Origin of the sequence: Streptomyces toyocaensis (genome assembly GCF_000725125.1) — a bacterium.
GTDB classification, from domain to species: Bacteria; Actinomycetota; Actinomycetes; order Streptomycetales; family Streptomycetaceae; genus Streptomyces; species Streptomyces toyocaensis.
The window spans coordinates 1-26,945 of sequence record NZ_JFCB01000009.1 but is presented as its reverse complement, the minus strand read 5'-3'; the positions used below and the strand labels follow the sequence as shown (position 1 = coordinate 26,945).

Annotated in this window: 22 protein-coding genes and 1 pseudogene; 7 read left to right on the top strand and 16 right to left on the bottom strand. The window is 68.0% G+C overall.

Going from position 1 to position 26,945, the window contains the following annotated elements; genetic code table 11:
- Nucleotide 1 precedes the first annotated feature (1 nt).
- The 3 genes from BU52_RS12410 to BU52_RS12400 form a co-directional block, all read right to left on the bottom strand.
- Nucleotides 2-685: a hypothetical protein gene (locus tag BU52_RS12410; RefSeq protein WP_235216320.1), complete on the bottom strand. Its 684-nt coding sequence runs from the start codon at nucleotides 683-685 to the stop codon at nucleotides 2-4.
- A complete protein-coding gene (locus tag BU52_RS12405) occupies nucleotides 682-2,052 on the bottom strand; it encodes an SMI1/KNR4 family protein (protein WP_037932611.1) in 1,371 nt (456 codons plus the stop codon). The genes BU52_RS12410 and BU52_RS12405 overlap by 4 nt, the downstream gene beginning before the upstream one ends.
- A gap of 65 nt (nucleotides 2,053-2,117) precedes the next feature.
- Nucleotides 2,118-2,600, bottom strand: coding sequence for a hypothetical protein (locus BU52_RS12400; protein ID WP_037932609.1), 483 nt, complete (start codon nucleotides 2,598-2,600; stop codon nucleotides 2,118-2,120).
- A 138-nt stretch (nucleotides 2,601-2,738) separates the two neighbouring features.
- On the opposite strand from BU52_RS12400, the gene BU52_RS12395 reads away from it, so the two are divergent.
- A complete protein-coding gene (locus tag BU52_RS12395) occupies nucleotides 2,739-3,593 on the top strand; it encodes an alpha/beta fold hydrolase (RefSeq protein WP_037932606.1) in 855 nt (284 codons plus the stop codon).
- Between the two features lie 62 nt (nucleotides 3,594-3,655).
- On the opposite strand, the gene BU52_RS12390 is transcribed toward BU52_RS12395, so the two are convergent.
- Nucleotides 3,656-4,207: a GNAT family N-acetyltransferase gene (locus BU52_RS12390; protein ID WP_037932604.1), complete on the bottom strand. Its 552-nt coding sequence runs from the start codon at nucleotides 4,205-4,207 to the stop codon at nucleotides 3,656-3,658.
- A 300-nt stretch (nucleotides 4,208-4,507) separates the two neighbouring features.
- On the opposite strand from BU52_RS12390, the gene BU52_RS12385 reads away from it, so the two are divergent.
- On the top strand, nucleotides 4,508-4,933 hold the full coding sequence (locus BU52_RS12385) for an SMI1/KNR4 family protein (protein WP_235216319.1): 426 nt from the start codon (nucleotides 4,508-4,510) through the stop codon (nucleotides 4,931-4,933).
- A gap of 114 nt (nucleotides 4,934-5,047) precedes the next feature.
- Here BU52_RS12385 and BU52_RS12380 read toward each other — a convergent pair whose 3' ends face one another.
- The 8 genes from BU52_RS12380 to BU52_RS12345 form a co-directional block, all read right to left on the bottom strand.
- Complete coding sequence (locus BU52_RS12380; protein WP_037932602.1) at nucleotides 5,048-5,437, bottom strand: hypothetical protein; 390 nt, start codon at nucleotides 5,435-5,437, stop codon at nucleotides 5,048-5,050.
- A gap of 986 nt (nucleotides 5,438-6,423) precedes the next feature.
- Nucleotides 6,424-6,822: a hypothetical protein gene (locus BU52_RS12375; protein ID WP_037932599.1), complete on the bottom strand. Its 399-nt coding sequence runs from the start codon at nucleotides 6,820-6,822 to the stop codon at nucleotides 6,424-6,426.
- A gap of 149 nt (nucleotides 6,823-6,971) precedes the next feature.
- The gene (locus BU52_RS12370) at nucleotides 6,972-7,244 is read right to left on the bottom strand and encodes a hypothetical protein (protein ID WP_037932597.1); all 273 of its coding nucleotides are present in this window, start codon (nucleotides 7,242-7,244) and stop codon (nucleotides 6,972-6,974) included.
- Between the two features lie 484 nt (nucleotides 7,245-7,728).
- Nucleotides 7,729-8,346: an SMI1/KNR4 family protein gene (locus BU52_RS12365; RefSeq protein ID WP_051858137.1), complete on the bottom strand. Its 618-nt coding sequence runs from the start codon at nucleotides 8,344-8,346 to the stop codon at nucleotides 7,729-7,731.
- A gap of 355 nt (nucleotides 8,347-8,701) precedes the next feature.
- Nucleotides 8,702-8,995, bottom strand: a complete 294-nt coding sequence (locus BU52_RS12360) for a hypothetical protein (protein ID WP_037932595.1) — start codon at nucleotides 8,993-8,995, stop codon at nucleotides 8,702-8,704.
- A 205-nt stretch (nucleotides 8,996-9,200) separates the two neighbouring features.
- Nucleotides 9,201-9,857, bottom strand: a complete 657-nt coding sequence (lepB, locus tag BU52_RS12355) for a signal peptidase I (RefSeq protein ID WP_235216318.1) — start codon at nucleotides 9,855-9,857, stop codon at nucleotides 9,201-9,203.
- Nucleotides 9,858-9,986: 129 nt separating this feature from the next.
- Nucleotides 9,987-10,487, bottom strand: a complete 501-nt coding sequence (locus tag BU52_RS33470) for an Imm21 family immunity protein (RefSeq protein ID WP_078903209.1) — start codon at nucleotides 10,485-10,487, stop codon at nucleotides 9,987-9,989.
- A gap of 444 nt (nucleotides 10,488-10,931) precedes the next feature.
- The gene (locus tag BU52_RS12345) at nucleotides 10,932-11,540 is read right to left on the bottom strand and encodes an SMI1/KNR4 family protein (RefSeq protein ID WP_327149442.1); all 609 of its coding nucleotides are present in this window, start codon (nucleotides 11,538-11,540) and stop codon (nucleotides 10,932-10,934) included.
- Between the two features lie 223 nt (nucleotides 11,541-11,763).
- Between BU52_RS12345 and BU52_RS12340 the strand changes: the two genes are divergently transcribed.
- The gene (locus BU52_RS12340) at nucleotides 11,764-11,871 is read left to right on the top strand and encodes a helicase associated domain-containing protein (RefSeq protein WP_037932591.1); all 108 of its coding nucleotides are present in this window, start codon (nucleotides 11,764-11,766) and stop codon (nucleotides 11,869-11,871) included.
- 261 nt (nucleotides 11,872-12,132) lie between these two features.
- On the opposite strand, the gene BU52_RS12335 is transcribed toward BU52_RS12340, so the two are convergent.
- Together BU52_RS12335 and BU52_RS12330 are read right to left on the bottom strand one after the other, a co-directional pair.
- Entirely contained in the window at nucleotides 12,133-13,095 is a 963-nt protein-coding gene (locus BU52_RS12335) for a hypothetical protein (RefSeq protein ID WP_037932588.1), read from the bottom strand.
- A gap of 112 nt (nucleotides 13,096-13,207) precedes the next feature.
- Nucleotides 13,208-21,913, bottom strand: a complete 8,706-nt coding sequence (locus BU52_RS12330; protein ID WP_051858131.1) for a golvesin C-terminal-like domain-containing protein — start codon at nucleotides 21,911-21,913, stop codon at nucleotides 13,208-13,210.
- 399 nt (nucleotides 21,914-22,312) lie between these two features.
- Here BU52_RS12330 and BU52_RS12325 point away from each other — a divergent pair, with 399 nt between their 5' ends.
- The 3 genes from BU52_RS12325 to BU52_RS35635 all read left to right on the top strand — a co-directional run bounded on the left by BU52_RS12325 (nucleotide 22,313) and on the right by BU52_RS35635 (nucleotide 24,705).
- Nucleotides 22,313-22,759, top strand: a complete 447-nt coding sequence (locus BU52_RS12325; protein WP_078903208.1) for an MmpS family transport accessory protein — start codon at nucleotides 22,313-22,315, stop codon at nucleotides 22,757-22,759.
- A 31-nt stretch (nucleotides 22,760-22,790) separates the two neighbouring features.
- The gene (locus BU52_RS12320; RefSeq protein WP_051858129.1) at nucleotides 22,791-24,434 is read left to right on the top strand and encodes an N-acetylmuramoyl-L-alanine amidase; all 1,644 of its coding nucleotides are present in this window, start codon (nucleotides 22,791-22,793) and stop codon (nucleotides 24,432-24,434) included.
- Nucleotides 24,435-24,528: 94 nt separating this feature from the next.
- The gene (locus BU52_RS35635; protein ID WP_037932583.1) at nucleotides 24,529-24,705 is read left to right on the top strand and encodes a hypothetical protein; all 177 of its coding nucleotides are present in this window, start codon (nucleotides 24,529-24,531) and stop codon (nucleotides 24,703-24,705) included.
- A 79-nt stretch (nucleotides 24,706-24,784) separates the two neighbouring features.
- Here the strand turns inward: BU52_RS35635 and BU52_RS12310 are convergent, their stop codons facing one another.
- Nucleotides 24,785-25,207 (bottom strand): SCO4983 family protein, encoded by a 423-nt coding sequence (locus tag BU52_RS12310; RefSeq protein ID WP_037932580.1) that lies wholly within the window; start codon nucleotides 25,205-25,207, stop codon nucleotides 24,785-24,787.
- A 93-nt stretch (nucleotides 25,208-25,300) separates the two neighbouring features.
- On the bottom strand, nucleotides 25,301-26,512 hold the full coding sequence (locus BU52_RS12305; RefSeq protein WP_037932579.1) for a pyridoxal phosphate-dependent aminotransferase: 1,212 nt from the start codon (nucleotides 26,510-26,512) through the stop codon (nucleotides 25,301-25,303).
- A 125-nt stretch (nucleotides 26,513-26,637) separates the two neighbouring features.
- Here BU52_RS12305 and BU52_RS35260 point away from each other — a divergent pair.
- Nucleotides 26,638-26,945 (top strand): annotated as a pseudogene (locus tag BU52_RS35260) (hypothetical protein); the annotation flags it as partial.

The following is a 26,945-nucleotide window of genomic DNA, read 5'->3' as shown; positions in this document are numbered from 1 at the left end:
GTCAGTTCTGGTTCACCGGGAAGACGGCCGCCGGGTCGCAACGCTGCGGGCAGGCCAGCAGGTAGACCTCGTTGCCGAGGAAGAGGAGGTAGGCGTCGTCCCGGATGCTGTAGGGCTGCACCGGGGCCCCGGGGCTGACGCCGAACGCCCAGTTCTCCGGTACCTGGCAGACGAAGGCCAACTCCGCCCCGCACGCGCACCGGTAGTACTCGGGATACTGCACCCAGGACGCCGTACCACCCACCTTGAAATACGTGTCCTTGGCGGGCCGCAGGGTCAGGGGCAGGGCCCGCACGGCCGGTTCGGGCTCCGCCTCCGGTATCCCCGGGTCACGCTGGAGCAGCACCCGCCAGAACGAGCCCGGGAACGGCGGCTGCGGAGCCTCCCAGAACCGGGGCACGAGGCGGCCGTCGGCCGTGACCGGGTCGGACGCCTCGTTGTGGTGCGCGCAGTGGAAGACCGACAGGTGTTCTCCGCCGAAGAACTCGATGTCCTCCGGCAGATCCAGTTGGAAGAACAGCGCCATCCGCTCGCCGCAGAAGCACCGCGGCCACTCCTGGCCGTCGTCGAAGTAGGGCCACCCGCCGACCGAGTTCCGGGCCGGCCGGTCCAGCGGCTCGGTACCGATCTCGATCCTGTACTCGGAGGGCGGCGTCCACTCCACCTCCAGTCCGTCCTCGCTCACCGGCCGGCGTCCAGTACGGTCCGGCCGATGAGGGGGCGGTCCCACAGGGCGAGGAGTTCGTTGGCGAGGTCGAGGATCGGCAGCGGGTGCTGTTCGCCCCGCACCTCGATGTGGGCCGCCGACAGGCTCCGGGGGACGGCACCGGCGTCGAGCAGGACGCGCCAGTCCTCGGGTCCGAGGCTCAGATACTCCAGACCCGTCAGCCCGGCGATCTCCAGGGGATCGGCGAGCGTACCCGGAATGGCGGTGAGGGTCCGCAGGCGGGGAAGCCCGACGACCGGGGCGAGGCTGAGTGGCTCGCCCTCCCACACGCCGATGCTGAGCACCTCCAGCTCGGGACGGGCGGCGGCCTCCACACTCTGCAGGGCGCGGATGTTCACCCGGGCCACCACCGGCGGGTTGTCCATGTCATGGTCCTGGCGCCAGCCGCCGGGTCGGTTGATCACCATGTCGGTGAGGGAGTCTGCGCGCAGTCCGGCGCCGATGGTCCGCTCGTGGTCGATCACGATGACCTGCCCGGTGTGTCCGCCCGGGCCGGGCGTCAGGTCGATGGCCAGCCGGTCGCCGCCGCCGTTGTCGCCGAAGGCGATCCAGCCTGGTGAGCCGACGAGGCCCTGCACGGCGGCGTCCGGCGCGGTGATGGCGGCGTCGTCGGCAGCGAACTGCCAAGGGCAGGGACGGGAGGCCGCGTCCGCGATGTACAGCGAATCCAGGGAGAAGAGCTCGCAGCCGACGGCGTCAGCGACGCGCTCCGCCGCCTCGTAGTCGTCGCCCCAGTCCTGCCACCGGGCGCGGGTGACGCGGTAGAGCGCCTTGAGTTCCTCGGGCAGCGCGACACCGAGGCGCGCTTCCGCTTCCGCGATCTCCTCCTCGGTGGCGCCGATGGCGTCGGGCAGCCGTTCCCGCAGGGTCCGTTCCAGCAGCCCCGGGTCGGCCGACGGCGCCAGTGCCGCACCCGGCACATCCTTCGGCAGGCGCCGCCAGGGTTCGGGAACGGCGCCTTCGACCAGGAGCAGGGCACCCACGAAGGGGCTGACGACGCCGTGCTCCACGGCAGGGCCCAAGTCGACGACGTGAAGCAGCGACCTCCCGTCCGGCGCCGTCTCGACCATGTACGAAACGCTGCTCGCCCCGTCGGCTCTGAGGGCGTCCTGTACCCGTTCCACGGCGGTGAACTGGTCCTGCATGTCCGCCACCTGAAGGGCTCGCCCCGGCATCGGGTGAGGCTGTGGCGCGGGCAGGGTCCAACTGCCGAGAGTGATCTGCCCCGTGAAGCAACCACCCGGCGCGGCGGGCTGTTCCGCGTGGGCATCCCGCACCAGCCGCAGCAGCGGCTCCCAGGTCGCGAGGTCATTTATCGAGGACAACGGTGTACTCCGGTAGGTCGGTTGTTGAGGACGGGGAAGCAATGGGGGGGGCGCCGCGGGACGGCTCAGTCGCCCGAGTATCCGAAGATGCCCAGGTGGGTCGGCTCGGGCTGGTCGTCGGCGTAGGGGAGGACGTACACGCCCGTCCACCGCATACGGCACTCGTCCAGCAGCGTCTCCTCGGGATCGGGCGGGAGCCGGTCGGCCGTGCGGGCGTGGTCGAGGAGTTCCGCGAATCGAACCGGTGTCGGCCGGACGGTGCCGAAGTGGTGCAGGACGCGTTCCTCCGTCAGGGGACGCAGTGTCCCGTAGTCCTCGACGTTGAGCGGTGTCGGCACCGCGGTGGAGCGGACGACCCGCTGGATGTCGAGGATGGAGTGCGTCCCCTCCTCACCCATGAACTCTTCGGCGGCCCAGAGGTCGTCCAGACAGCCGTACATGTCGTCGTGGCCGTAGTACTCGTCGAAGACCTGGCGGTGCAAAGCCTCCAGCGACCTCTCGACGCTGCCTTCGTACGCGGTGACGTACTCCCACCCACTGGCGCCCACGGTCGTCCCCCCTGTCTCATGGATCCGGCGTGATCCTAGGGCCGCCCACTGACAGGGAACGGGGCAGCCGCCGGACGGTGCTCCGATCATCCGGCGCGTGAGCGATGAGTTCGGGAGGCGGACGGAGTCTGCTCTGTCATGACTCGTCACACCACCACCGTCAAAGCCAACGACGTCACCTTGGGCGTCGAGTCGTTCGGTGACGACGACGCGCCGCTCGTCCTGCTCGTGGGCGGGACGACGATGCTCTCCTGGCCCGATGCGCTGTGCGAGCGCCTTGCCGCAGGCGGGCGCCGCGTCGTGCGCTACGACCTGCGGGACAGCGGCGCGTCGACGACGCTCGACCCGGAGGCGCCCGCCTACACCCTGCGCGACCTCGCCGCCGACGCGGCGGCCCTCGCCGACGCGCTCGGTGGCCGGCCCGCGCACCTGGCCGGGATCGGCGTCGGCGGGATGGTCGCCCAGGTCGCCGCGCTCGACCACCCGGACGCGTTCTCGGCGCTCACGCTGGTCGGCACCCGCGCGGTCGCGCCCGGCCCGCCCGACGACGACCTCCCCGACCACGACCAGGCGACGATGAGCCGGCTGTTCGCGCACGCGATGCCCGACTGGAGCGACCGCGAGGCGGTCGCGGACTTCGCCGCAGCCGGTGCGGAGATCCTCGGCGACGACCCCGTCGCCGCACGCGCCATCGCCGCGCGCATCTGGGACCGCACGCCCGGCACCGCACCTGCGGTCCAGATGGCCAACCAGCTGGGCATGGTGTTCTCCCGGCTCGACTGCGCACCCCGCTGGCGCGAACGCCTGCCCGAGATCAAGGTCCCCACGCTCGTTGTCCACGGCCGCCGCGACCGGTTCTTTCCCGTCGGCAACGCCGAGGCGATCGCACGCGAGATCCCCGGGGCACGGCTGCTCGTCCTCAAGGAGACCGCCACGGCGATCCCCGATACGGCGATCGACGAGATCACCGAGGCGATGCTCACGCTCGGATAGAGGACGGCGGGTGACACGCGGGCCCGGCCTCCACGCGGTGAGAGGCCGTGGGACACCGGTGATCAGCGGTGGTCGTCCTCTTCCCTCAGCCGGTCTCCCTGCACCTTCGCAGGGTCCGGCCGGAGCGCCAGGTCGCGCTGGTACCAGGTGCCTGGCTCACCACTGAGGTGAGCCGGATCGGCCGGACCGACAGGGACGAACCCGGACTTGGTCAGCACCTTCTGCGACGCGGCATTCCGGAGGGCGGTGGCCGCCCTCAGGGTGCGCAGCCCGTACTGGGCAGCCGCCAGCCGGCACAGCTCCCGGACGGTCGCGGTCGCCACGCCACGGCCGGCGACACGCTGGGCGACCCGGTAGCCGAGGTCCGCGGTGCGGTCCTCGATGTCCATCAGGTTGAACCTGCCGAGGACCGAGCCGTCCTCGGCGACGAGCACGTGGAAGGCGCAGACGCCCGCTTCCTGTTCGGCCAGCAAGGCGTCGAACCGGGCGGTGAACCGGTCGAAGAATGCGTCGCCGCGGTCGGGGACCGAGGAGGCGAAGTAGGCGCGGTTCGCCAGCTCGAAGGCCAGGACCGCCGGGGCGTGATCGGCGTGCAGCCGCTTCAGCTCGGGCATCGCCCGACCTTACCCAGCGAGCGCGCCGTCGCCACCTGAGTTTCCGCCAGCGGCACACAGACCCAAGCCCAAGGCACGTAACGATCTACGGCTGGAGGCGCATGCCCGGGAGAGATGGACCCCCTGAACTGCCAGTCTGTCCGTGTGGACGCTCTCATTGGCACTCAGGTGCCTCATCGGCGACTGACCGATCCCGCCTCGGCGCTTGCAGCCCTGGAACGGGCTGCACCTGAGCTTGCCCGATGCCGGCGTACGGCCCCCGCCGGCATCGACTGGACCCAGGTGGAGGAATGCCTGGGCGTGGCCCTGCCCTCGGACTACAGGCTGCTCGCTGAGAGCTACCCGTCCATGGTGGTCTTCGGTGACTTCCTGTGCGTCGGCTTCCCGCCGCCCGGGCGGGAGAAGACATGGGCCGAAGGCCCGGAGGATCTCGAGATCCTCGCCGAGTGGTGTGAAGACGCCGAGGCGGCCGTCCCCCTGGCCCCGTTTCCTGCTCCTGGAGGACTGCTGCCCTGGGCCACGTCTAACCAAGGTGACTACTTTCTGTGGACCACCAGCGAGGCCGGCCCCGACGCGTGGACTGTCACCGTGGCCTCCAGTAACGGTGGCTGGTGGCACTACACGGGAGGGGCCGTTCAGTTCCTGGCGGACCTGATCGGCGGGTCCCTGGACCTGTGGCAGTTGCCGTCGGTGCTGCCCTCAGTCGAGGCCTTCGGAAGGAACTGAGACGGTCAACATCTTTCCAGGCGACGGTGACAGACAGGGTGGCGACTGCCCACTCCAAGCCGGACGGAGATCTGCGGGAGCCTTTTCCCGCACGAGCCCGACGACGCCTGAACGTCAGCGGTAGTACTCGCGTCGCAGATCTGCCTCGAACCGCATGTGAGGGCCCGCATAGCCCGCGAAGCGCTCCCAGAGCTCGGGAAAACCCAGCAGATGATCCGTGACACGAATGCTGACGAGTTCGATGACCTGGGGTCGTCCCGATCCAAGGAGCGCCTCTATCAGACGGGCGCAGTGGACGATGGTCTCCTGCGTCGATTCTTCCAGCGCTGGTCGGAACACAGGGTGCATGAAACCGTAACTCAGCATGGAATACATGCCAGGATCGGAACACTCGCCGTTCGTGAGTTCCAGTTCCTCCTCCTCAAGCTCGGTTACAAAAGGGCGGGCCTCCGGGACATGTTCCCAGATGCTGTTCCGTACGAATTCACTGTCCGAAGTGTTCATCTCTCTATTTCCGGTTCAAAGCCGTTGTACACGCCGCGAGGGGTGAGCTGTCCGTGCCGGTGAAGTCGGTGTTGAGAGCAGGTGATGCCACCATGTGCAGCCTGGACCGAGCCGTACCCGTAGACGTCGATGAACCGACAGTGGTCGGAGGGGAAATGTGGCATGGTGGGGCATATCTTCACGTGCGCTGTAGCGGCGGGTTGCGAGGAGCCTTGACTTGCTGTCCCCCCCCGAGGACATCAGCCGTCGGAGACGGAGCGGACCCCCATGGCTTCCAGCATCGCCACGAAGATCGGCTCTACGAACGGATCGGGCACCGCGGCCAAAGCTGCCGCCAAACGGCTCTCGGATGGATCGGCACCCGCCTCCCTCGCCCAGTCCAGCGCCGCTCGGACTGACGCGTTCCGACGAAAACCATTCCTCGACCACCTCACCGCTCTCGGCCATGTAGGCAGTCATCGATTCCCTTCCCAAGCACGTCCGCCAGAATCCGGTCCGGACGCCAAGGGCTTCAATCACAGCACAGTCACTGTCCATGACATAGGCGCAGAGGGCAGGGGCCTCGGATCGTTCGACCATCATGGACAGTTCTTTCTCGGAGATCGTGTCCTCTCGGCCGATGGCCCACACCCGCCACCCCCCTTCAGCGTCCAGAAAGACGGACTCGTGTGACTCTGTGACTTCAGGCAGTTGCGCGCTCACCTGGTCACCGGACTTGACGACGAGCAGTGATCCCCAGAAACCCATGTATCGCTTCTGCTTTCACAGGTTGCCCACGCCGGTTCGAACGCGCGGTCCGGATCGGTCCTCCGCCCGGGCCCCCAACCGGTGGCGGAGCCAGGGACGCTGACCGTACAACATGGCGGCCCGCCGCCCCGACTGGATCGGTGTGTGGCGGGCCGTGGCGTGAATCGACCGGAAGGGTGGAGGCGACTGAAGCGATCCGGGTGCCCACTACTGGTCGCGCGTGCTGTAGGCGGATCCTTCTAGCGGTTCGTCACCAGGTAGATCTGCGCAATGCCGCTCGAGCGCTCCACGATCACGACCTTTTTATCGGTCTCGGGCTCCGATTTCGCGACGGGAATCCAGACGCCGAACAGCGCGCCCGACACCGCGATGTCCCAGCCCGATTCGTGCAGTTCGTGACGATTGATGGGACTCCATGCCCGTGTCAGATCCGAGGCATTCCCGCCGAGGGCCGTCAGCCACTCTCGGGCAGCCGCATCCGGAACGCGCATGCGGACGTGGAGCGTTCCGCCGGATCGCGGCAGAACTTCCCGGTAGCGGATCGCTGTCGCAGCCTCCGGCAGGGACACGCCGTACCGCTTCAGAAGGCCAATGGGTGGCTGTCCCTCGAGTTCGGGGGAGATCGACGTGGTCTTCACGCGCTCGGTGGCCCCATCAGCCTGGGCGCTCGCATCTCCGGTGGGCCCGCGGGAGCCTGTTTCACCACACGCAGCGAGTGTCAGCACTGGTGCGACTGTCGCACCCACTGCATGCACTGCACAGCGCCTCACTCGCCTGATCTCAGTCGTCATGGCATGCCTCTCATTGTGGCCGCACCATACACATCGAAGTCCTGTGCCAGCCCGCCAGTATGGAGGTGCGCTAACCCTGTTTGCTGTACATCGACATGGACCCACAGGAAGCTCTGTGCGTAGGTGAAGGTCTTCTTCTCGTTGTCGGTGTCGGCGGAGTTGTCACGGACCAGCTTGACCGCGTCGGCCACCACGATGCCGGTGCTGCTCTGCTGCAGATTCAGCTCGGTGTCCTCGCCCGTGGACCCTGCGACGCAAGGAAGGTGCAAGGCTCAGGCGTTTCCTGCCACATGTACGATCGCTTCGGCGTCAGCCGTGCGGTCCGCCAACTCCCCGGCCCCCGGCGCACATCGTCCATGGGCACGCCCCGTGCGATGCGCAGTGCCTCGTGGAATCCGTCACCGTTTCTTCGGTGCATCATCTGCAAAAGCCAGCGGACAGCCTGTACCTTGTCCTCCGCCGTCCCGAGGCCGGCCTCGTACCGCGCGGCGACCACCCACATTGCGGGAACGTGGCCCCCTTGCGCGGCGACCAGGTACCACTTGAAGGCGTCTTCCTCTTCGTCCCGCGCATTATGGGGTGTCCCTGAGGCATGCTCGCTGTTGGCTGATCAGTACGGTCGGAAACTTCGAGGACGCAGCAGGCGGGCTCGCCGATGGATTCGGCGGGCCCGCGAGAGAGGCCGGGACTGGCTGTTCACCGGGAGACAGACACCTGTCATGTTCCGTGTGGTGTGCAGGCGCCATTCATGAGTCAGTTCCCGAACATTCCGGCGTACGGATCCGGTTCTCCTGTCCAGGGGTCCAGTCCGGCTTTCCACCTGCGTTCTTCCTCGTGCCGGTTCAGGAAAACCGCTGGCTCCCGTCCCCAGAGTGAGAGATCACCCAGGGGGCACTCGTCGAGTTCTCGCCCCCGCAAGACGCGCACGAGGAATTGCACCATCCCGCAGTCGTAACGACGCCACAGACCGTCGTCCCTGTTGTACACCAGGACGGGCCACTTGCCTGGGTCCTCGTCCGAGGCATCCCAGCAGAGAAGGTCGGCGCTCGCGTCTCCGCCCCAGGTGATCAGCTCAGGGCGGGTCTCCGCGAGCTCGGGTGCCTTCCGCACCCTCGACCAAGCCTCCCGGGCCGTCTCAGTCTCGTTGGCCATGTCGGAGTTTTCCGACACCGTCCCTTTGGGCTCCGGTTTCAGGACCTCCAGGTAGTTCCCGATCGAGCCGTACCCGTAGACGTCGATGAACCGACAGTAGTCGGAGGGGAACTCCTTGCCCCAGGACCGGCTGAACTGATCCCAAACGACCGACGCGTTGCTCGGGGCCGTGGGCGGCATCGCCTGCCGCAGCTCCCTCAGCTCGTCCTCCCCGGTCACATCTTCCTCCTCAGGGTGCGCATCATGGCATCACTCCGACAGGTAACTGACGACCTGTGTCGTGGTCCACGAACGAACCGAGGGTTCGTTTGCAGTGGACAATGGTCTCCTTCGCCGACATATCCCAGCGTTGATCGGAACACTCGTCGTTCGTGAGTTCCAGTTCCTCCCGCTCAAGCTCAGTTATGAAAGGGCGAGCCTCCTGGACATGTTCCCAGATGCTGCGCCGCACGAATTCACTGTCCGAAGAGTTCATCTCTCGAGATCGGTGTCGAAGCCGTCGTGCACGCCGCGAGGCAGGTCGTGCCACCAGGTGCGGCCTGGTCGATGACGTTGCAGGCCGTGGTAGACACCCTCAGAACGGGCTCGGGACCTGCGTCCAGACGATCACGATGAGGGCCAGGTGGACGAGGCACAGCAGCCGTACGGACTTCCATCTGAACGACACCCCGGCCGCGGCGGCGAGGAAGAGCGTGGAAAGCACGAGGCAGAAGAAGGAACCGGCCGCTGTGTCGGGGTCCGATGTCGGCGTGTTCTCGGTGCCCACGGCGGGCAGGCTCAGGGCCAGCATGCCGAACGCGACGGCGTACAGTCCGGCGGTGAGCAGACCTCGCAGCCACAGGCTTGGCTTCTGGTGCTCCGCTGTCATGTGTCTTTCCATCTGCACAAGTTACTGACGTGGGGTGCGCCGACGGCGGGCCGTCGGCGTACCCCACGAGGCCGGAACCTGCTGAAGCAGGCCCGATAACAACGTGCGTACTCGCACCCGGACCAGTCGGGTGCACGCCTACGGGTTCTTATGCACGGTGAGCTCTGCCGCGCCGCCCTTCGAGCGGGGCCAGATCATGGCGGTACTACCGCATCCGCGCTCCGGGGCGCTGCCCGGCCATGAACCCCCCGATTCCCAGCCCGACCCCGACCAGCGTCAGCATGGCGCCGAAGGCCCCCAGGAGCAGCGGCGCCATGGTGGCGGCCGGCTTCTCCTGTACGCGGCCGCGCACCCCGGAGACCGCGACGCTGCCCGACTGCTCATCGAGGAAGTAGCGCGAGTCATTCGCATTGGGCCGGTTGTCGCCCAGCAGGAACAAGCGCCCCTCCGGCACGGTCACGTCGTACGGTGAGCCTGTCGAACCGAGCGGGTCACGCATCACGTAGGGCTCGTCGATCCGCTTGCCGTTCACCGTGACCCGCATGCCGTCGCGGGACTCCACGTGGTCACCGCCCAGTCCGATCACCCGCTGCAGGACCGGCGCGCCCCTGTACCGGCCGGGCACAGTGACGAGAACGATGTCACCCCGGCGTATCTCTCCTTCGTCGATCCGCTCGATGGCCAGCCGATCGCCCGGATGGTACGTGGGCCGCATCGCGTCGCCCGCGACTGTGACGTGCTCCCGGTCCAGGCCACCGGTGCCCACGAACCCACCAGTGGCTCCCAGCAACAGGACCAACCCCAGCGGGACCAACACCCAGGCGGCGACTTTCAACTCGCGCCCCGCACGTTGTGACTGCACGAACTCTGCTCCCTGTCTGTCTCTGCTCAACTGCCGTGGACCGAGCGGTCGGCCGGAATGTCTGCTCAAACTCGCACTGCGCAGTACCGAAAGGCTTGAATGCCATCACTCGGAAAGCGGGCTCAAAACCTAGATTGCGGCGGAAATTTCGGTTACGGGATCCAGCCTATGGACTCGCGCACAGGTGCCGGTGTCCGACTCGATGTCCGCGGTCCGCACCCGGTAGGCCGTGGGCTCGATCTCCACGAGCAGAAGTTCGTCGGTACCAGCCTCGGTCCCAGGAAGAGCCGCATCGAAAATCGCGAGCGGGCCGTTCACGCGCACGATTGGCCCCTCGTCCCACATGTCGACGGAACCGATGCCTTCACGCACCGCCTCGACGAATCGAGCGTCACTGGAGGAAGAGATCCACTGAACAATGGATCGGTAATCGTTCATGAACGCGGTCGGAGCGGGGATGTCGTTGATTACCAGTCCCGTTACCGGAGCGGATGGCTTTCCGAATGTGACCAGCCCGGCGTAGCCGTCGACCTTACACGCGTTTCCTAGTCGAAGTTGGCGTATCCACCCCAGAGGTTTCTGAGCGACTCCTCCATGACAATCACTGGGCCACCTGCTGACTCGACCCATGTGAGGTCCACGGCATCCCCATTTTCCAGTATCTGAGTTCCTTGGCTACTCGCCCATGGACCGGTCGCATCGCGGGCGCGGGCGCCACACCGATCAAATGGGGGCACGCGTCCGGCGAGTGGGTCGAGGGCGCCCGGTAAGACTACCGCAACGGGCATCGGACCAAAACGGTGATAACCGAGTCCGGTCCGGCCGAGATCTCGGTGCCGCGTAATGGGGTCGGGGGTCGGGCGTTTGATTTGCAGCTGGTGAGGAAGCGTCAGCGGGATCTTGGCGGACAGGGCGAGATGGTCCATAGTCGGTTCGGTCGGAGACTTCGAAGAGGCAGCAGGCGGGCCCGCCGATGGATTCGGCGGGCCCACGAGGGAGACCGGGGACAGATTGTTCACCAGGAGGCAGACACCTGCCGTTTCACTTGCGTGGTGAGCAGGTGTCATTCATGGGTCAGTCTCCGAACATTCCGGCGTACGGATCCGGCTCGCCTGTCCAGGGGTCCAGTCCGGCTTTCCACATGCGCTCTTCCTCGTCCCGGTTCAGGAAAACCGCTGACTCCCGTCCCCAGAGTGAGAGATCACCGAGAGGGCACTCGTCGAAGTCCCCCCGCAGAACGCGCACGAGGAACTGCACCATCCCGCAGTCGTAACGACGCCACAGACCGTCGTCCCTGTTGTACACCAGGACGGGCCACCTGCCCGGGTCCTCGTCCGAGGCATCCCAGCAGAGAAGGTCGGCGCTCGCGTCTCCACCCCAGGCGATCAGCTCAGGGCGGGCCTCCGCGAGCTCGGGTGCCTTCCGCATCCACGACCAAGCCTCTCGGGCCACCTCGGTCTCGTTGGCCATGTCGGAGTTTTCCGTCACCGTCCCTTTGGGCTCCGGTTTCAGGACCGCCAGGTACCTCTCGATCCCGCCGTACCCGTAGACGTCGATGAACTGACGGTAGTCGGAGGGGAACTCCTTGCCCCAGGACCGGGCGAGCTGATCCCAGTCGACCGATGCGTTGCTCGAGGCCGTGGGCGGCATCGCCTGCCGCAGCGTCACCAGTTCGTCTTCCATGCTCACCTATTTCTCCTCCTCGGAGTGGGCATCATGGCATCTCCCCCCGGCAGGTACCTGACGGCCTGTGTTGTGGTTCACGAACGAACCACAGGCTCGAAGAGCGGATGGGGCATGTGTTGTGTCACGGAATAGGGGTGAAATTCTGGCTCTGTAAGAATCCGATACAGGAATTCAGTGGCAGTCATCTCATACGATCGCGCTCGACGGCGACACCGAGCCGGTGACCGTGAAACTGGGCGTATGGATCTCCAACACCAAAACCCGACGCGACAAACTCACCGGGGAGCAGCGCACCGCACTCGCCGAGCTGGGCATGCAGTGGGCGTAGCTCCGCGGGCCCCGCTGGGACGCGGTCGAACTCGTGTAGCCGTCGGGGCCGGACAGGAACGAGGTCGCGCGCATACTCAGGGTCAGCTCGGAGTCGCTGCGGGGCTGGGTAAAGGAAGCCCCGCGCCGCCCAGGACACCGGAGCGGAACCCGATGCCTGGCGGCGGGGCAGACCGCCGATCGATTCCCCTAGCGAATCCGAAGCGGTTAGCTCAGGCCCATGGCACCGTCGACGGCGAGCGCGGCTGCTGGCGCCCCCCGGTCAGAACAGTGAGTTGTCGCCCCGTAGCCGACGTCGCAGGAACGAGGCGAAGGTCTGATCCTCCAGGTGGGTGAGCGAGGTGCCCCCTGGCTCGATGTAGGCGACGCGCCACTCTTGCGGGTCGCTCGTCAGGGCGAGCCAGCCGAAAGCCTTGCCCTCCAGTTCGCCCCACTGCAGGAACACCGGGTCCTCGGTCAGCCAGGCGGCCCTGGTGACGGGGAACACGCGCATTCCGGCGATCACCCCGCCGGGGAACTCCCGCATGACTGTCAGGTAGTCCTCCGGGAACACGAGGTCCGGCTTCTTCGTGTTCTCCGCGGCCCTGTCGACGAGCTCCCGCGCGTACTGCCGGATGCCCGGAACACCGATGTTCCGAATCCGGGCGACGAGCTCCTCCACTGCGCCGATGTCCGGGTTCGACAGCACCGTGGCCGTCGCCCGCATGTCGTCGGCGACCTTCCAGAAGGAACCCGCTTCGTATTCCTCGATGGTCTCGAACGCGGGAAGCCCCTCGGGACGTTCGAGCAGCGCCCGCCCCACGAACTCCGGGGCAGAGAAGGGAAGGTCGAGCCACAGCTGGAAATCATCGTCCGTGACGACGGTCGTCCAGTCTGCGGTGTCGTCGGCGGTGGTGTCCCACAGCAGCACGCCGTCGGTTGCGCTGCGGCCCCACGGCACCATGCCGCCGGGCTCCGGGTGGAGCGGCAGCCACAGCCGCTGGTCACGGCTGCGAAGCGACAGCTCCATATCTCCGATGCGCATGGAGGTGGGCCGGGTGAACTCCTCGAGGGAGCGCACGGGGAGAGCGCCGGGTCGTTCGAGCAGCACGGAGCCTGCGAAGACCCCGGCCGGTGTGGCCTGGACCAGGAGTTCGAAGTCCGCAGGAACGACCCGGCCGTACTCGTCCTCCGGTCGTGCTGGGGCGTCGAAGCCGAGTAGTCGGACGACGTCGAGATGATTCATGTGTTCCTCTCTGATCGGTGTTGGCAGTGGGGTGGGCGATCAGTGATCGCCCACCCCACCGTCTCGGCCGTGCTGGATCAGTCAGTCAACGGTTTCGTGACTCCGGAGCCCGTCAATCGTGGACTCCGCTGTTGATCAGCCGTGAGAATGTACCCGAGGAACTCGAGACGTACATGTGCACGCCGATCGGAGTCACCCGGTTCGGGATGTAGATCGGAACGGACTGGTAATACACCCGTTCGTCCCGCTTGAGCCGTCTCTCGATCTCGTACTCCACCGACCGCATCTCCTTCTGATTGGCGTAGGCGGTCGTCGGGATGATGTTCTTCCGGAGGTGGGAGCCTCCAAATTCACGGGCGATCAGGTGAGCCCGGTTCCAGTCGTCTGCCTCGTCCTGCAGGCTCCAGCCGACCGGGTCCTGCGGTTCGCTCGAGTTACTCGTCGCCGGAGCGGCCGGGTTCAGACAAGCGAACCCACCTGTCGCCCGCCCCTGCCCGTCCACGGGCGAGTTCCAGATGGTGCTCGGGCCCGAGGAGCTCTGGCACTTCTTGTTCTCGTTGTCGGCGTTGTCGATCGCCTTGCGCTGGTACGACGTGTCCGGCTCGGAACTGTGCGCCGAAAGGCCCTGGAAGATCCGCACGATCATGGAGACCGCGGCTCCGGTGGCCACCCCCTTCGGACCGCTCGAACCGCTGCCACCCGGGGTGGGCGCCGGCCCAGGAGCCGGCGACGGCGTGGGCCCGGTGGCCGTCCGGCTGGACGACTCGGAGGAAGAGACGTCCTCCGCCGACGGCATCAGCTGGCCGAGGGCCATGGCCATGTCGTTCAGGTTCTGCTGACCCGACGGCGTCGCCGCGTACAGAGCCGTGGCCAGAGCCGCACCTGCGTACCAGATCAGCGGGATGGCGAAGTGGCCGTCCAGCTCGACGAAGCTGGTGGGGTTGCCACCGGCGAACGAGTAGCGGTTGCCGGTGAACGGATCCGCGCCCAGGTTCATGTCGGCCAGCGCGCCGTTGTACATGTCCCGGGTGGTGAAGCGGTTGAGCCCCGGGCTGTAGTCCCGGAACCCCATGTCGTACGTACCCGACTGGGCGTCCCAGCGCTTCGCGTTGAAGCGGTAGGGGTTGTACTCCTGCTTCGTCGGGTCGGCGGCGTCCGGCTTGTCGATGCCTGTGAACTCCGACTTGTCGTCGGATCCGTAGGCGGTGTAGCCGTACGTCGCCTTGGTGTCGCCGTTCTTGTCGGTCAGCGTCTCGACGTCGTTGTGCGAGTTGTAGCCGTAGAAGCCGTCCTCGCTCGTGCCGTCGGTGTTGTGCTTGACCTGGGAGAGACGCTCGCCCCATGGGCTGTACTGGTACGACTTGGTGAGCTGGCCGGCGACCTCCTCGCTCAGTACCTCCGTGGACAGGCCGAGGTAGCTGAACTCGGTCGTCTTGCCGTCTGCGGTCTTCGACGCGGTGCGGTCCAGCGGGTCGAAGGTGTACTTCGTCGACTTCATCGCGCCGGTGGCGTCCGTCTTCTGGGACTCCACGACGTGGTCGAAGCCGTCGTACACGCTCCTCTCGATGACCTTGCCGCCCGAGGCGACCGACTCCTGGCGGCCGAACGGGTCATAGTTGTACGTGGCCGTCGTGCCGCCGGTGGTGCCCAGCAGCAGGCGGTTGCGGTCGTACTCGTAGGTGGTCGTGACGTTCTTGACCGTCTGCGAGACGACGTTGGCGTTGTCGTCGTGGACGTACTTCTCGGTGCCCGCGCCGTTTCCGGTCTTGACCGACTCGACGAGCCGGCCCACCGGGTCGTAGGTGTAGTCCGTCGTGGAGTCGAGGTACGCCGCGTGGTTGTCGGCGTTCATCTTCTTCGCGACGTCCTGCGCCTTGTTGCCGTTCAAGTCATAGGCGTAGGTGTGTGAGGAGACGAGGGTGCCGTTGGGCTTCCTCTCCGTGGTCGACTTCAGCTCACCGCCGAGGTGGTACGTGAAGTCGACCATGTTGCCGTTGGCCTTGGTCTCCTTGAGCCGCTGGCCTCGGTCCGTGAACGTGAAGGTGGTGACCTTGGGCGAGGGATCTGTGGCGGACTTGCCGATGGAGACCGACTTGACCAGCTCGCGCGAGTCGTAGGCGTACTTGGAGAACTGGCTCGGGTGGGTGACCGTGTCCGCCTGGCCGTTCGCGTCGTAGGTGTACGACGTGACCTTCTTCTCCTGGCCCGCGAGGGCCTCGGTCACCTTCTGCACCTGGTTCAGTCCGTCGTAGACGACCGTGTACGCGTCGATCCTCGCGCCTGACGACGTGTCGTCGATCGAGGTCATGTTGCCGTTGACGTCGTACGCGTAGGTGAACGTCCGCTTCTCGGCGTCCGTCTCGCCGGACGTGTCCCGCACCAGCTTGACGGCGTCGGCGACCACGATGCCCGAGCTGCTCTGTTCCAGCTTCAGCGTGGCGTCGTTGCCCTGCTTCAAGCTGTACGAACCGAGCGCCACCCAGGTGCCGGGGGCGGCCGTCTGGTCCTTGTCGACCGACGGGTGGGTCGTCGCGCCCTGCGCCAGCGTGTACTTCGCCGCCGTCGCGGCGCCCGTGACCTTCGGGTACTTCACGTACGCGGTGTACGTGCCGTCCTTCGGGACGTTCAGCGTCCAGGTGAAGGCGTCCGTTCCCGCACCGGCCGCATGAGTACGGTGGTTGTAGCCCTGCTGGCCGGCGACGTCGTCTGTCGCCCACGTGCCCGTGGCCGAGGTGTGCTGGGTGTCGGAATTATCGACGAGCACGACCGATTTGCCCGCCGGTACGCCGTCGTCCGACTTGGACTTGAGCTTGCCGTCGGGATAGTACGACTGCGTCATCGTGCGGTCCGAGGAACCGCCCGCCGACGTGAGGGTACGGGACGTCTGCTGCCCGATCTCGTTGTAGTCGTACGTTGTGCTGATGTCCCACGGGTCGGTGGACTTCCTCGTCCAGCCGTTGTCGAAGTACTCGAAGACCGTGTCGTTGCGGACCGTCTGGCCCTCCGACGGCGGCAGCGACTGCCGCTGCACCCGGCCCAGCGCGTCGTACACGGTCTGCGTGTAGACGTTCGGGTCGTCGTGCAGGGGGTCGCTCGGGTCGTACGGCTGGTACTGCTTCACCGGACGGTTCAGCGCGTCGTACTCGGTACGCGAGGCGAAGTCGTCCACCGTGGCCGTCGCGGTGCCCCGCGGCGTTGTGACCTTGGTGGTGTTGCCGACCTGGTCGTACGCATACTTCGTGATGCGGAACGTGGTCGCGTCGTACGGGGCCTTGACCTCGGCCTGCTTGCCCCGCTCGTCGTAGGTGTAGGTGGTGGTGCTGTTCTCGGGGTCCGTGGATGTGAGGACGAGGCCGTCCCGGTCATAGGTCCGCGAACTGGATTTGCCCGCCGCGTCCGTGAACGTGGTGAGCCGGTGGTTCAGGTCATACGCCATCTTGGACGTGTGGTCCGTGGTGTCCGTGGTGGCGTTCTTCTTCGGGTCGACGACCTTGACGGGGTTGCCGACGACGTCGTACTCGTAGCTGATCCTGTCACCGGCCGCGTTGACCGCCGCGGTGAGCTGGTAGATCTCGTCGTAGTGATTGGTGGTGACATAGTCGGTGGTGTCCGAGGCGGTCAGTGTGCCCTTCGGCTCCGTGACGGTCCTGAGGTTGCCGACCTTGTCGTAGGTGTAGTCGGTCCGCCGCTCGGGGGACGTGGGGGTGTCCTTCGGAGCGGTGGCCGAGGTCATCTGGTCCGCGACGTCGTACACCGCGGTCGAGACCGCTCCGTTCGGCGACGTCGACTCGGTGATGTTGTCGTTGGCGTCGTAGACCGGGGCTGGCGCGGTGATGAAGACACCCGCGTTCTGATCCTTCGCGACCGTGCCCGACTTCGGCCGACCGAAGGCATCGTAGGTCTGCGTGGTCTTCTTGCCGAGGGCGTCGGTAACCTCGCGGACCTGGCCGCGCTCGTCGTAGACGTACGTCGTGGACTTGCCCAGGGCGTCGGTGATCGTGGCCGGGTAGCCGGTGGGGCCGAAGCCGCTGTTCGTGGTGGGGTTGCCGTTGGCGTCGACGGCCTTGGTCAGCTGGCCGTAGGAGTTGTACTCGTAGGTGGTGGTGTAGTCGTCCGGCACCGTGGTGGTGGCGACGCCCTTGGGGTCGGTGACCGTCTTCAGGTTGCCGAAGGTGTCGTAGCCGAACTGCCAGGCGCGGTCCTCGGGTGAGGTCTTGCGCCACAGGTCGGCGGCGTAGCCGTCGGCGCGGGTCTGGTACTCGTACGTCGCCGCGTCGGCAGGCCACTTGGAGGTGTCCGTCACACAGGCGGTCTCCTGGTCGGGCACGCCCGTCTTGTTGTTCTCGGCGTCACGCGACCAGAGCGGGTAGCCGGTCTTCTGGTCGTAGCAGTACGCGGTCTTGGCGCCGTTGGCCTCCTCCAGGTAGGTGACGTTGTTGTCCGCGTCCCAGCTCATCTTGGTGGTCTGGGACTTGGCGTTGGTGGTCTGGACGGGGCGGCCGTAGTCGTCGGTGACGTACTTCGTCGCGTGGGACTCGGCGTCGGTCACGGTGGTGTCGGTGAACTTGGGGGTCGCGGTGTTCGCCGCGTAGGTGAAGCCCGTGTTCCCGCCGAGGCGGTCGGTGACGGTCTTCGTCCACCAGTGGTACGTCGGGTCGTCACCGCTCTGCGGGGCGTAGTACGCCAGGTCGGTGCCGTTGCCGCGCGGGTCGGTGACGGTGACCAGCTTGACGTTCTTGTTGCCCTGGGTGGCGTCGTAGGTGAAGGCGAACACCTTCGGCTGGGACGATCCCGCGCCGTCGGTCAGCTTCGTCAGCAGCGCCTTGTCCGAGTACTCGAAGGTCAGCTTGCGGCCCGAGATGTCGGTCATGGACCGCACGTGGTCCGCGACCTTGGGGAAGGGCGCGTCGGCCTTGTCGTAGTAGTCGACGGTCAGCGACGTCCGTCCCGCGGGGTCGGTGATGTACTTGAGGAACTTGGTCGGCTTGTTGTTGGACTTGCGCTCCTCGTACGTGTACGTCTGCGTGTTGCCGTTCTTGTCGACCACCGAGGTCAGGTAGCCGTCGCAGCCGAAGAGGAAGCGGGTGCCGTCCGGGCGCAGCATCGTCCAGGCGTCCGGGACCGGGTCAGCGGTGGGCTTGCAGTCCAGGCCGTCCTTCATCGACAGCCGGTAGTGGACACCCGCCGGGGCCTTGAAGGTGCCGTCTGCCTGCTTGTGGAAGACGTGCGTGGTGCCGTCGCCGTCCGGCAGGCGGACCTCGGTGGGGTTGGGGTTGGGGTGGAAGTCCAGCGGCGCGCCCAGGCGGATGGGGCCCGCCAGCTGCGCCGACCAGCCCGCGCCCGAGACCGTGTCACTGGTGTCGAGTGAGTTGTAGGAGAAGCGCGCGAACGTCGTCAGACCGCGTCCGGGGTTGGAGAACGCGTTGTACGACCAGACGCTGTTGCCGGAGGACAGGTTGTTCATCACCGTCGAGCCGGCGCCGGTGTTCTTGCCGGTGTAGGAGTAGAACTTCTCCAGGCCGAGCTGGTTGGAGGTCGGGTCCTCGACCGCCACGCTCTGCTTCAGCGACGGGATGCCGCCGGTGCCGGCCGACAGCCAGCTGCCGTCGGCGATCTTGCGGACGTCCCAGCCGAGCACGTACTCGCCGCGCTTGTTGCCGGAGTCGGAGTTGACGGGTGTGGCGACCTTCGCCTGGATCGTGGCCGACTGGCCGGGCAGCAGCCTCGGGATCGGGGTGGCGAGCTGGTTGCCGCCGGTGGTGACGTCCGTGCCGTCTGGCAGCTTCCAGGTGTAGGAGAGCTCCCGCTCGCCCGCCACCCACTCGGCGGAGGTGGTGTTGGTGACCGTGAAGTCCACCGTGTAGGTGGTGTTCGGGGTCATCCGGGAGGGCGTCTGCGGGGCGTAGTACGTGTCCTCCGTGGTGGAGTCGACGTAGATGACCTGCATGTACGGGCGCAGCTGGGGGTCGGCGGCCTCGGCGGACAGGAACAGGGTGCGCTCCTGCGGTCCAGCGGACGACTCGTCCTTCAGCTTGACGGCGACGCCCTTGTTGCCAGCGGGGTCGTCGATCCAGCCCTGCATGAGGCTGGTGGCGTCCCACTCGCGGCGGCCGACGTCCGCCACCTGGCCGACGGTGCTGGAGACGGCCGGGGACATGTCACCGCCGGCGCTGCTCCAGGCGGTGGTGGAGGTGGCGTTGTTCCACGTGGCCTGCGTCTCGGTGAAGTCCCGTGTCAGGGCGTGGAGTTCGTAGATCGCCCCATCGGTGTCGGTGGTGGTCTCCGCGCCCCACAGGAACATCCGGTTGTTGATCACGGTGGCGGTCGCCGGGATACCGGTGGTGGGGAACTTCAGCACCGCGCGGGTCGTGCCGTAGGTGCCGGAGTTGTTGCCGACGCTCAGCCACTTCTGGCCCACGCCCCAGGACTGGATGGTGTCCTGGTTGGTGGACGGCTGCGCGGAGGAGAGCGTGGTGTCGGTGACGCCGCCCTGGCTGCCCTGGATGATCTTCATCGTCCGGCCGGCCTTCGGGATACCGACGATGCGGGTCGGCGACCCGAGCAGCTCCCCGCTCTTGGTCTTCACCGCGATCTGGTAGTAGTACGACTTCCCGATCTCGTTGGCCGCCGAGTCCGGCGTCGGAACCGCGGTGGTGTCCGTGTACGTGGTGGCCGACGAGCTGATCGGCGCGATCAGGGTCGCCTCGGACGGCGTGAACGCCTGCTGCGTGGACCGGTGCAGCTGGTACTCCACGATGTCCTGGCCGGTGTCACCGCTGGTGTTGGTGTACGCCTTCCACGACAGCTCCGGGCCCGTGGAGTGCACCACGGTCGGGGAGTTCAGCGACGTGCCGACCTTGCCGTAGGTCACCGTCAGCCGGGGGATGCTGGACGTCTCGCCGCCGTAGTAGCCGTCACCGGCCTCGTAGCGGGGGCCGCCGAGCGGGCCGGTGGACGACTCGTCCTTCGCCGCCAGCACGAAGCCGTGGTTGGCGGCGGTGCCGCTCACCCACTTCTGTACCGTGTCGGCGACCGGGAACTCGTGCCACTGGTTGTACTCGCCCGTGTTCTTGACGATCTGGGCCGGGTTCACCAGGCGCACGGCGTCCGCGAGCACCGCGGTCGACGTCGACGCCGGGCCGTCACCCAGGGCGATCTTGCCGACCGTGCCCTTGGTGAACGGCAGCTGCCCGCCGCCGTTCAGCGACGTCCAGACACCGTTGGTGCCGGCCGACTGGTCGACGGTGAACGTCTGCGTGCCGTCGCGGTGCGTCACCGTGTACGGGGCGTTCGTCGCCCGGTCGGTGGCCGCGACGTAGTGCACGTCGACGCGGTAGGTGGCGGTGTCGGTGACCTTCGGCTGCCAGGTGTACGTGTCGCCGGCGACCGCGTCCTTGTTGTAGCGGTAGTCCTGGCCGATCGCGTACTGCGTCAGCGTCGAGCCCGACGTGGGCCAGGAGCCGGTCGCGGCCGTGGTGCCCGCGTCCCCGTCGTCGACCTGGACGCTCGTGCCGGACAGCTCGCCGACCAGGCCGGACGTGTTCGACCAGGTGGCTTCCGCTTCGGTCCAGGGACCGGTCGCGCGGTGCGCCTCGATGGTGACGTCGTTGCCGTTGGTGGTGTGCGACTGGTCGAAGTAGACGCCCAGCCGGGCGCCGTCGACCTTCACCCCGGCCGGGATCTCGTCCAGCGGGAACTTCAGCAGCGAACGCGCCTGGGCGGTGGAGGAGGTCTTGCCGACCGCCAGCTTCCAGGACGCGTTGAAGTTCACGTCCGGCTGGTCCGACAGGACCATGGTGTCCTGCGAACCCGACGGCGACGGCGCGATCGTGATCGTCGGGTCGATCACGACCGGATACTGCCGCTCCTTCGCCGCCAGCCACGTCGCGTCCGGCGTGACCGTCAGCTTCCAGCCGTCACCGTCACGGACCAGCTTCTGCGTGACGTCCGCGCTGTACGCGTACCCGTACGGCGACGACGCCGACTTCCTCGCGTCCGTCATGTACGGCGCCGGTATCACCAGCACCGGCGTGTTCGGCAGCTCACCGAAGAACGCGATCGAGCCGTCCTTGCGCGCCTTCGGCGTCAGGCCCTCGGTGTCCAGGGTGAAGGTGTACGTCACCGGGCCGGACGGCCGCTCGGCGAGGGTGATGTCCTCCTTCACCCTGCCCGGACCGACCTCGTAGGACAGGTCCGCGCCGCCGACCGCCTCCTTGTAGGTGACCGTGTCGCCCTCGGCCTCCGGCTTCAGGGAACCGCGTGCCCCCTGCAGGCCGAGGGTGACCGACTGGCCCCCGTCCGCCGTCTCGAACCGCAGCAGCCGGTCCGGGTCCGACCCGAACCAGCTGCGGCCGGTGTTGGACGTGTTGGCGAAATCGAAGCCCTTGGCCCCCGTCCCCGTCACCCGGGTGTCGATCGCCTTCCACGCCTTCGAGGACGGGTCCCTGTACGCGGTCGGGGCGGCCGTCAGCTCCGCTTCGACGCGGCCGTCGGACAGCTCCCAGAAGCGGGCCGACGGGGTGCGCCGGGAGGTGAGTTCCTTGACCCGCTTCGCCTTCGGGGCGTTCTTCCCCTTGGCCAGTTTCTGCCGGTCGGCCACGGGCCGGTCGCCGTACGACGGCGGCTCGGGGCTCTCCTGACCGTCGTCCCCGAACCAACCGGAGACCGTATCGAAAAACCCCTTGTCCTCGCCCTTTCCGGGTTCGGACGGCGGGGCCGCATAGGCGACTTGCGGCAGGAGTGTGCCCGCAATCGCCGCGGCCACCAGACAGGAGAGATATCTCCTGTACGGCACCTTCACGTGCATACCTTTCGACATCGGCGGCCCTCCCCGCCGAACGCGAAACGGGCGCGCCGAACGAGCCGTCGCGGAGAGTCCCGCGCGGCTTGGTGCATAGCTGCGCAGCACCCTCGCGAGCAGGTGAAACACCGGTCGCGGGGCGCGGCGGCGGGATTATTGGCCAGTGCACTGATGCTCTGTCAAGCGAGCGGACATATGCGGACGTTGAAGCCCCGGAACGCCGTCGGTACGCCCCCTTATGTCTTGTCGCTCGCGTGGCCCGCTGCGGATGGTGTATAACCGCCCGGTTCCACTTCAGTTGCATGCCGCATTGATCCGGACCAGGGAAAGCTGAGCCCGTTCATGTCAGCCAATGAATCCTCGGAAAACACAGAGAACGGCGCGGAGAAAGACGCGGAGAACGGCGCAGGAAACGCCGTGGCGGGCGGCCCGCAGAGTGACAAGGGCAAGGACGCGAACAGCGGCACCCGGGCCGGTGTGGTGATCGCCGCCGTCCTGCTGCTCGCCTGCGCCGGCCTCGTCGGCTACGGACTGCTCGACACCGAGGAGGAGCCGGAGAAGCCCTCGACGCCGGCCGCCGCCGTGACCTACGAGGTCACCGGTGAGGGCGCGGCCGAGATCTCCTTCCTCGGCCGGGACGAGGACGGCACGGCCACCGTCGTCCGGGACGCCGAACTTCCCTGGAAACGCACGGTCCGGGTGCCGCTCGGCACGGCCCCCACCGTGGCGATCGTCCTCGGCGAGAAGGGCGGACAGGCCTCCTGCACGCTCGCGATCCGCGGCAAGCACGTGCAAAGGGCGACGGCGTCGGGCGAGTTCGGGCGCGCCACCTGCGCCGGCCGGCTGCCCGCCGACGGCAGCTGATCACGACGTACACACTTCACGAGGGGTGGGCATGAGCCCGAGGGGAAACCGCGCACGGCGCACGAGCGCGTCGAAGCGCACGATCTGGCTGGCGGCCGGGGCGGTGGTCCTTGCGGGCACCGGCGTGACGGCGGTGGCCGCCGGCGGCGGTCCCGGGGGCACCGGCGCCGATGACGGCTCCCGCGCCGCGCGGGCGCACACGCTGGCGCTGGACGGCAAGGACCCGAAGAAGCGCGAACTGCCGCGCACGGACACGCAGCTGTTCTCCCTCGTCGGCGTCTCCTGGGAGGACAGCGCCGACGACTTCGAGGGCACCGCGCAGATCCGCACCCGCGGGGCGGACAGCGGCACCTGGACCGACTGGCGGGACCTCGACTTCGGCATCCGGGCACCGGAGACGGCGGAGGGCGACGCCTCGGGGGTCCGTGGTGCCTCGGAGCCGCTGTGGGTGGGACCGTCGGACGCGGTCGAGGCCCGGGTGGTGGCGGGCGGCAAGGAGACCGCCGTCCCGGACGCGCTGCGGCTCGACATGATCGACCCGGGCGACGAGAAGGGCGGCAAGGGGCAGGGCGAGGGCGGCACGAAGGACGGCGGCGGCAAGGACGGCAACGGCAAGGGGGACGGTCCCGGCAAGCCGACCGCCGAGCCCGGTTCCGGGGAGCCCGCAACCGCCACCGCGAGTGCCTCGCCCTCCGGCGGGGACGCCGAGCCGAGCACCGCTCCCGAGCAGTCGGCCGAGCCGACCGAGGAAGCGACCGACGCCCCGGTCACCGAGCAGCCGGCCACCTCCGACGCCCCGGCGCCCTCACAGGAGCCGACTCAGGAGCCGACGGCGGAGACCAGTGCCCCCGTCCCGAGCGAGCAGCCGGCGACGTCCGACGCCCCGGCCCCCTCCGAGGAGCCGAGCCAGGAGCCGACCCAGGAGCCGACCGCCGAGCCCAGCGCCCCCGCCCCGAGCGAGGAACCCACCTCTCAGCCCACGACGGCCCCGGCAGCCGAGCCCACGACGGAGCCGAGCGCCGAGCCGGACCCGAGCGGGTCCACGTCACCGGCCGCCCCCACCGCTCCCGCCGCCCCCGCGATCGTCAGCCGCGCCGACTGGGGCGCGGACGAGTCGCTCGTCGTCGACCCGCCCTCCTACCTGGACACGGTCGACGCGGTCTTCGTCCACCACACGGCGGGCACGAACGACTACGACTGCGCCGACTCGGCGGCCGTCATCCGGGCGATCCTCACGTACCACGTGGAGAGCAACGGCTGGAACGACATCGGCTACAACTTCTTCGTCGACAAGTGCGGCACGGTCTTCGAGGGCCGGGCGGGCGGTGTCGACAAGCCGGTCCGCGGCGCCCACACCTACGGCTTCAACGGCTACTCGTCCGGTGTCTCGCTCCTCGGCGACTACGAGAACGGCGGCACGCCGACCGCCGCGGCCAAGCAGGCCATCGCCGACCTCTCGGCCTGGAAGCTGGGCCTGCACGGCGTGGACCCGGAGGCGCAGGTGACGCTGACCGCCGCCGCCGACACCGGCGTGTACGACGGCGGCGAGCAGGCCACGCTGAACACGATCTCCGGCCACCGCGACGGCTACGCCACGCTGTGCCCTGGCGCCACGCTCTACTCGGCGCTCCCGGAGATCCGCAGTGCGGCGGGCGCGTCGGTGTACGCGCGCTGATCGGGCGCGGGGCGTGAGGGAATCCGGGGCGTGAGGTGCGTTGCCTTCCGCCGGGCTCCGGGTACCCGGAGCCCGGCGGAAGGAGGGATACGCCATGGCGGACGGTGACGACTTCTACTCGCGCGACCGGCCGGAGGACCCGTATCTCGAGGAGGACCGCCCGCGTGGTGGCGGCCCGGAGGATCCGCAGGGTCGCGGGACGTGGCCCGTGTGGGCGATCATCCTCGCCATCCTCGCACTGTTCGTGATCATCACGGTGCTGCTCGGCTGAGCGCGGGACGAGGGCGCCCGGTCCGCGCGTCGCTGCGGGTGCACGCGGACCGGGGCCGTCCGAGGGAGCCCGGAAGGGCTCAGCGGGACGCGAGGGCGCGCGGCTGCTGGGCCGCGGCGTGGGCGTCCATCCGTTCGGCGGCGAGGATCGCCACCGCCGTGTCGGCGCGGGACGCGGCGACGACCAGGGCGCGGCCCGCCAGGGCGTGGGCGCGCCGGTGCAGGGCCGCCGCGTCCGGCGCGCGGCCCGGCGTGGTCGCCGGCATGCGGGCCGGCGTACGTCCTCCCCGCAGGCGGGCGACCTGCTCGGTGAGCCGCTCGGCCGCGGCGTCCAGCTCGGCCGAGGGTGCCGCCGCGCGCAGGTCGTCGGTGACGGCGAGCAGCGCGGCGAGATGGCCCGCGAGCTGGATGTCCAGCTCCTCCTCGCGGGACCGGTGGGGGAAGTCGTGGGGGGTGCCGGCCATCGTGCTGTGGACCGACTTGGCGCGTATCGGCTCGTACATGGATGGCCTCCTGGGTGCTGACAGGAAGCCATCCTAGCTTAGATCATGTCTAAAGTTGAGTCGCTCTCAAGATCGGACGATCGGCGTCGCTTGTCAGGGCTGGCCGTAACCGTCCAGGAAGCGGCCGATCCGGCCCACCGCGTCCCGCAGGTCGGTGACCGACGGCAGGGTGACCACCCGGAAGTGATCCGGCTCCGGCCAGTTGAAGCCGGTGCCCTGGACGACCATGATCTTCTCTCGGCGCAGCAGGTCCAGGACCATCCGCCGGTCGTCCTTGATCTTGAAGACGTCGGGGTCGAGGCGGGGGAAGAGGTACAGCGCCCCCTTGGGCTTCACACAGGTCACGCCAGGGATCTGGGTCAGCAGGTCGTACGCCGTGTCCCGCTGCTCGCGCAGCCGCCCGCCGGGCAGGACCAGGTCGTTGATCGTCTGGCGGCCGCTGAGCGCCGCGACCACGCCGTGCTGGCCCGGCATGTTCGCGCACAGGCGCATGTTCGCCAGGATCGTCAGGCCCTCGATGTAGGAGTCGGCGTGGGCGCGCGGCCCCGAGATCGACATCCAGCCCACCCGGTAGCCGGCCACCCGGTACGCCTTCGACATGCCGTTGAAGGTGAGGGTGAGCAGATCGGGGGCGACCGAGGCGGTCGGGATGTGCTCCGCATCGTCGTAGAGGATCTTGTCGTAGATCTCGTCCGAGCAGACCAGCAGGTTGTGGCGGCGGGCGATGTCGGTCAGGCCCTTGACGACCGCCTCGTCGTAGACCGCGCCGGTCGGGTTGTTCGGGTTGATGATGACGATCGCCTTGGTGCGGTCGGTCACCTTGCGCTCCACGTCGGCGAGGTCCGGCATCCAGTCGGACTGCTCGTCGCAGCGGTAGTGCACCGCCGTACCGCCGGAGAGCGAGACGGCCGCCGTCCACAGCGGGTAGTCGGGCGCGGGGATGAGCACCTCGTCGCCGTCGTCCAGCAGCGCCTGCATCGCCATCACGATCAGCTCGGAGACGCCGTTGCCGATGAAGACGTGCTCGACGTCGGTCTCGATGCCGAGGGTCTGGTTGTGCATGACCACCGCCCGGCGCGCCGCCAACAGGCCCTTGGCGTCGCCGTAGCCGTGCGCCGCCGACACGTTGCGGAGGATGTCCTCCAGGATCTCGGGCGGGCACTCGAAGCCGAACGCCGCCGGATTTCCGGTGTTCAGCTTGAGGATGCGGTGACCGGCCGCTTCCAGCCGCATCGCCTCCTCGAGCACCGGGCCCCGGATCTCGTAACAGACGTTGGCGAGCTTGGTCGACTGGATCACCTGCATGCTGGGAGCTTACGGCCCGGTATGGCCCTTCGGACCGTGTTTTCCGCCACGTGGGACGCTGCGCTTTCGGATGGTATGTCCGCTCACTGTCCCTGAGGGCCCCGACCTCTCTACAATGCGCGGCCATGTCCAGCGCATCCCGGTACGCCGATGGAGTGAACGGCGCGTCGGTTCCCCAGGGTCCGCCGAGCGTGTACCTCCCGCAGACCGCCCCGCCCCCCGCGTACGACGCCTACACCGACCCGGCGGCCGCCCACGGCTGGCAGAACGCGTACGACGAGACACGCGAGCTGCCGCCGGTGGCGGCCGGTGAGCCGACGCCGCCCGGGCCGCCCGGTGGCGAGCCGGCCCCGCCGGGGGAGGCGCCGCACTCCGGCGGGGCCGGGCACGCGGCGGGTGACGCTCCGGACCGGCCGCGCGGCGACCCTCCGCG

Coding starts and splice junctions, on each gene's coding strand:
- BU52_RS12305 (WP_037932579.1), bottom strand. CDS start 26,512: ATGCAGGTGATCCAGTCGACCAAGCTCGCCAACGTCTGTTACGAGATC.
- BU52_RS12330 (WP_051858131.1), bottom strand. CDS start 21,913: ATGTCGAAAGGTATGCACGTGAAGGTGCCGTACAGGAGATATCTCTCC.
- BU52_RS12345 (WP_327149442.1), bottom strand. CDS start 11,540: ATGGAAGACGAACTGGTGACGCTGCGGCAGGCGATGCCGCCCACGGCC.
- BU52_RS12395 (WP_037932606.1), top strand. CDS start 2,739: ATGACTCGTCACACCACCACCGTCAAAGCCAACGACGTCACCTTGGGC.
- BU52_RS12310 (WP_037932580.1), bottom strand. CDS start 25,207: ATGTACGAGCCGATACGCGCCAAGTCGGTCCACAGCACGATGGCCGGC.
- BU52_RS12360 (WP_037932595.1), bottom strand. CDS start 8,995: ATGACAGCGGAGCACCAGAAGCCAAGCCTGTGGCTGCGAGGTCTGCTC.
- BU52_RS12380 (WP_037932602.1), bottom strand. CDS start 5,437: ATGAACACTTCGGACAGTGAATTCGTACGGAACAGCATCTGGGAACAT.
- BU52_RS35635 (WP_037932583.1), top strand. CDS start 24,529: ATGGCGGACGGTGACGACTTCTACTCGCGCGACCGGCCGGAGGACCCG.
- BU52_RS12390 (WP_037932604.1), bottom strand. CDS start 4,207: ATGCCCGAGCTGAAGCGGCTGCACGCCGATCACGCCCCGGCGGTCCTG.
- BU52_RS12320 (WP_051858129.1), top strand. CDS start 22,791: ATGAGCCCGAGGGGAAACCGCGCACGGCGCACGAGCGCGTCGAAGCGC.
- BU52_RS33470 (WP_078903209.1), bottom strand. CDS start 10,487: ATGGGTCGAGTCAGCAGGTGGCCCAGTGATTGTCATGGAGGAGTCGCT.
- BU52_RS12335 (WP_037932588.1), bottom strand. CDS start 13,095: ATGAATCATCTCGACGTCGTCCGACTACTCGGCTTCGACGCCCCAGCA.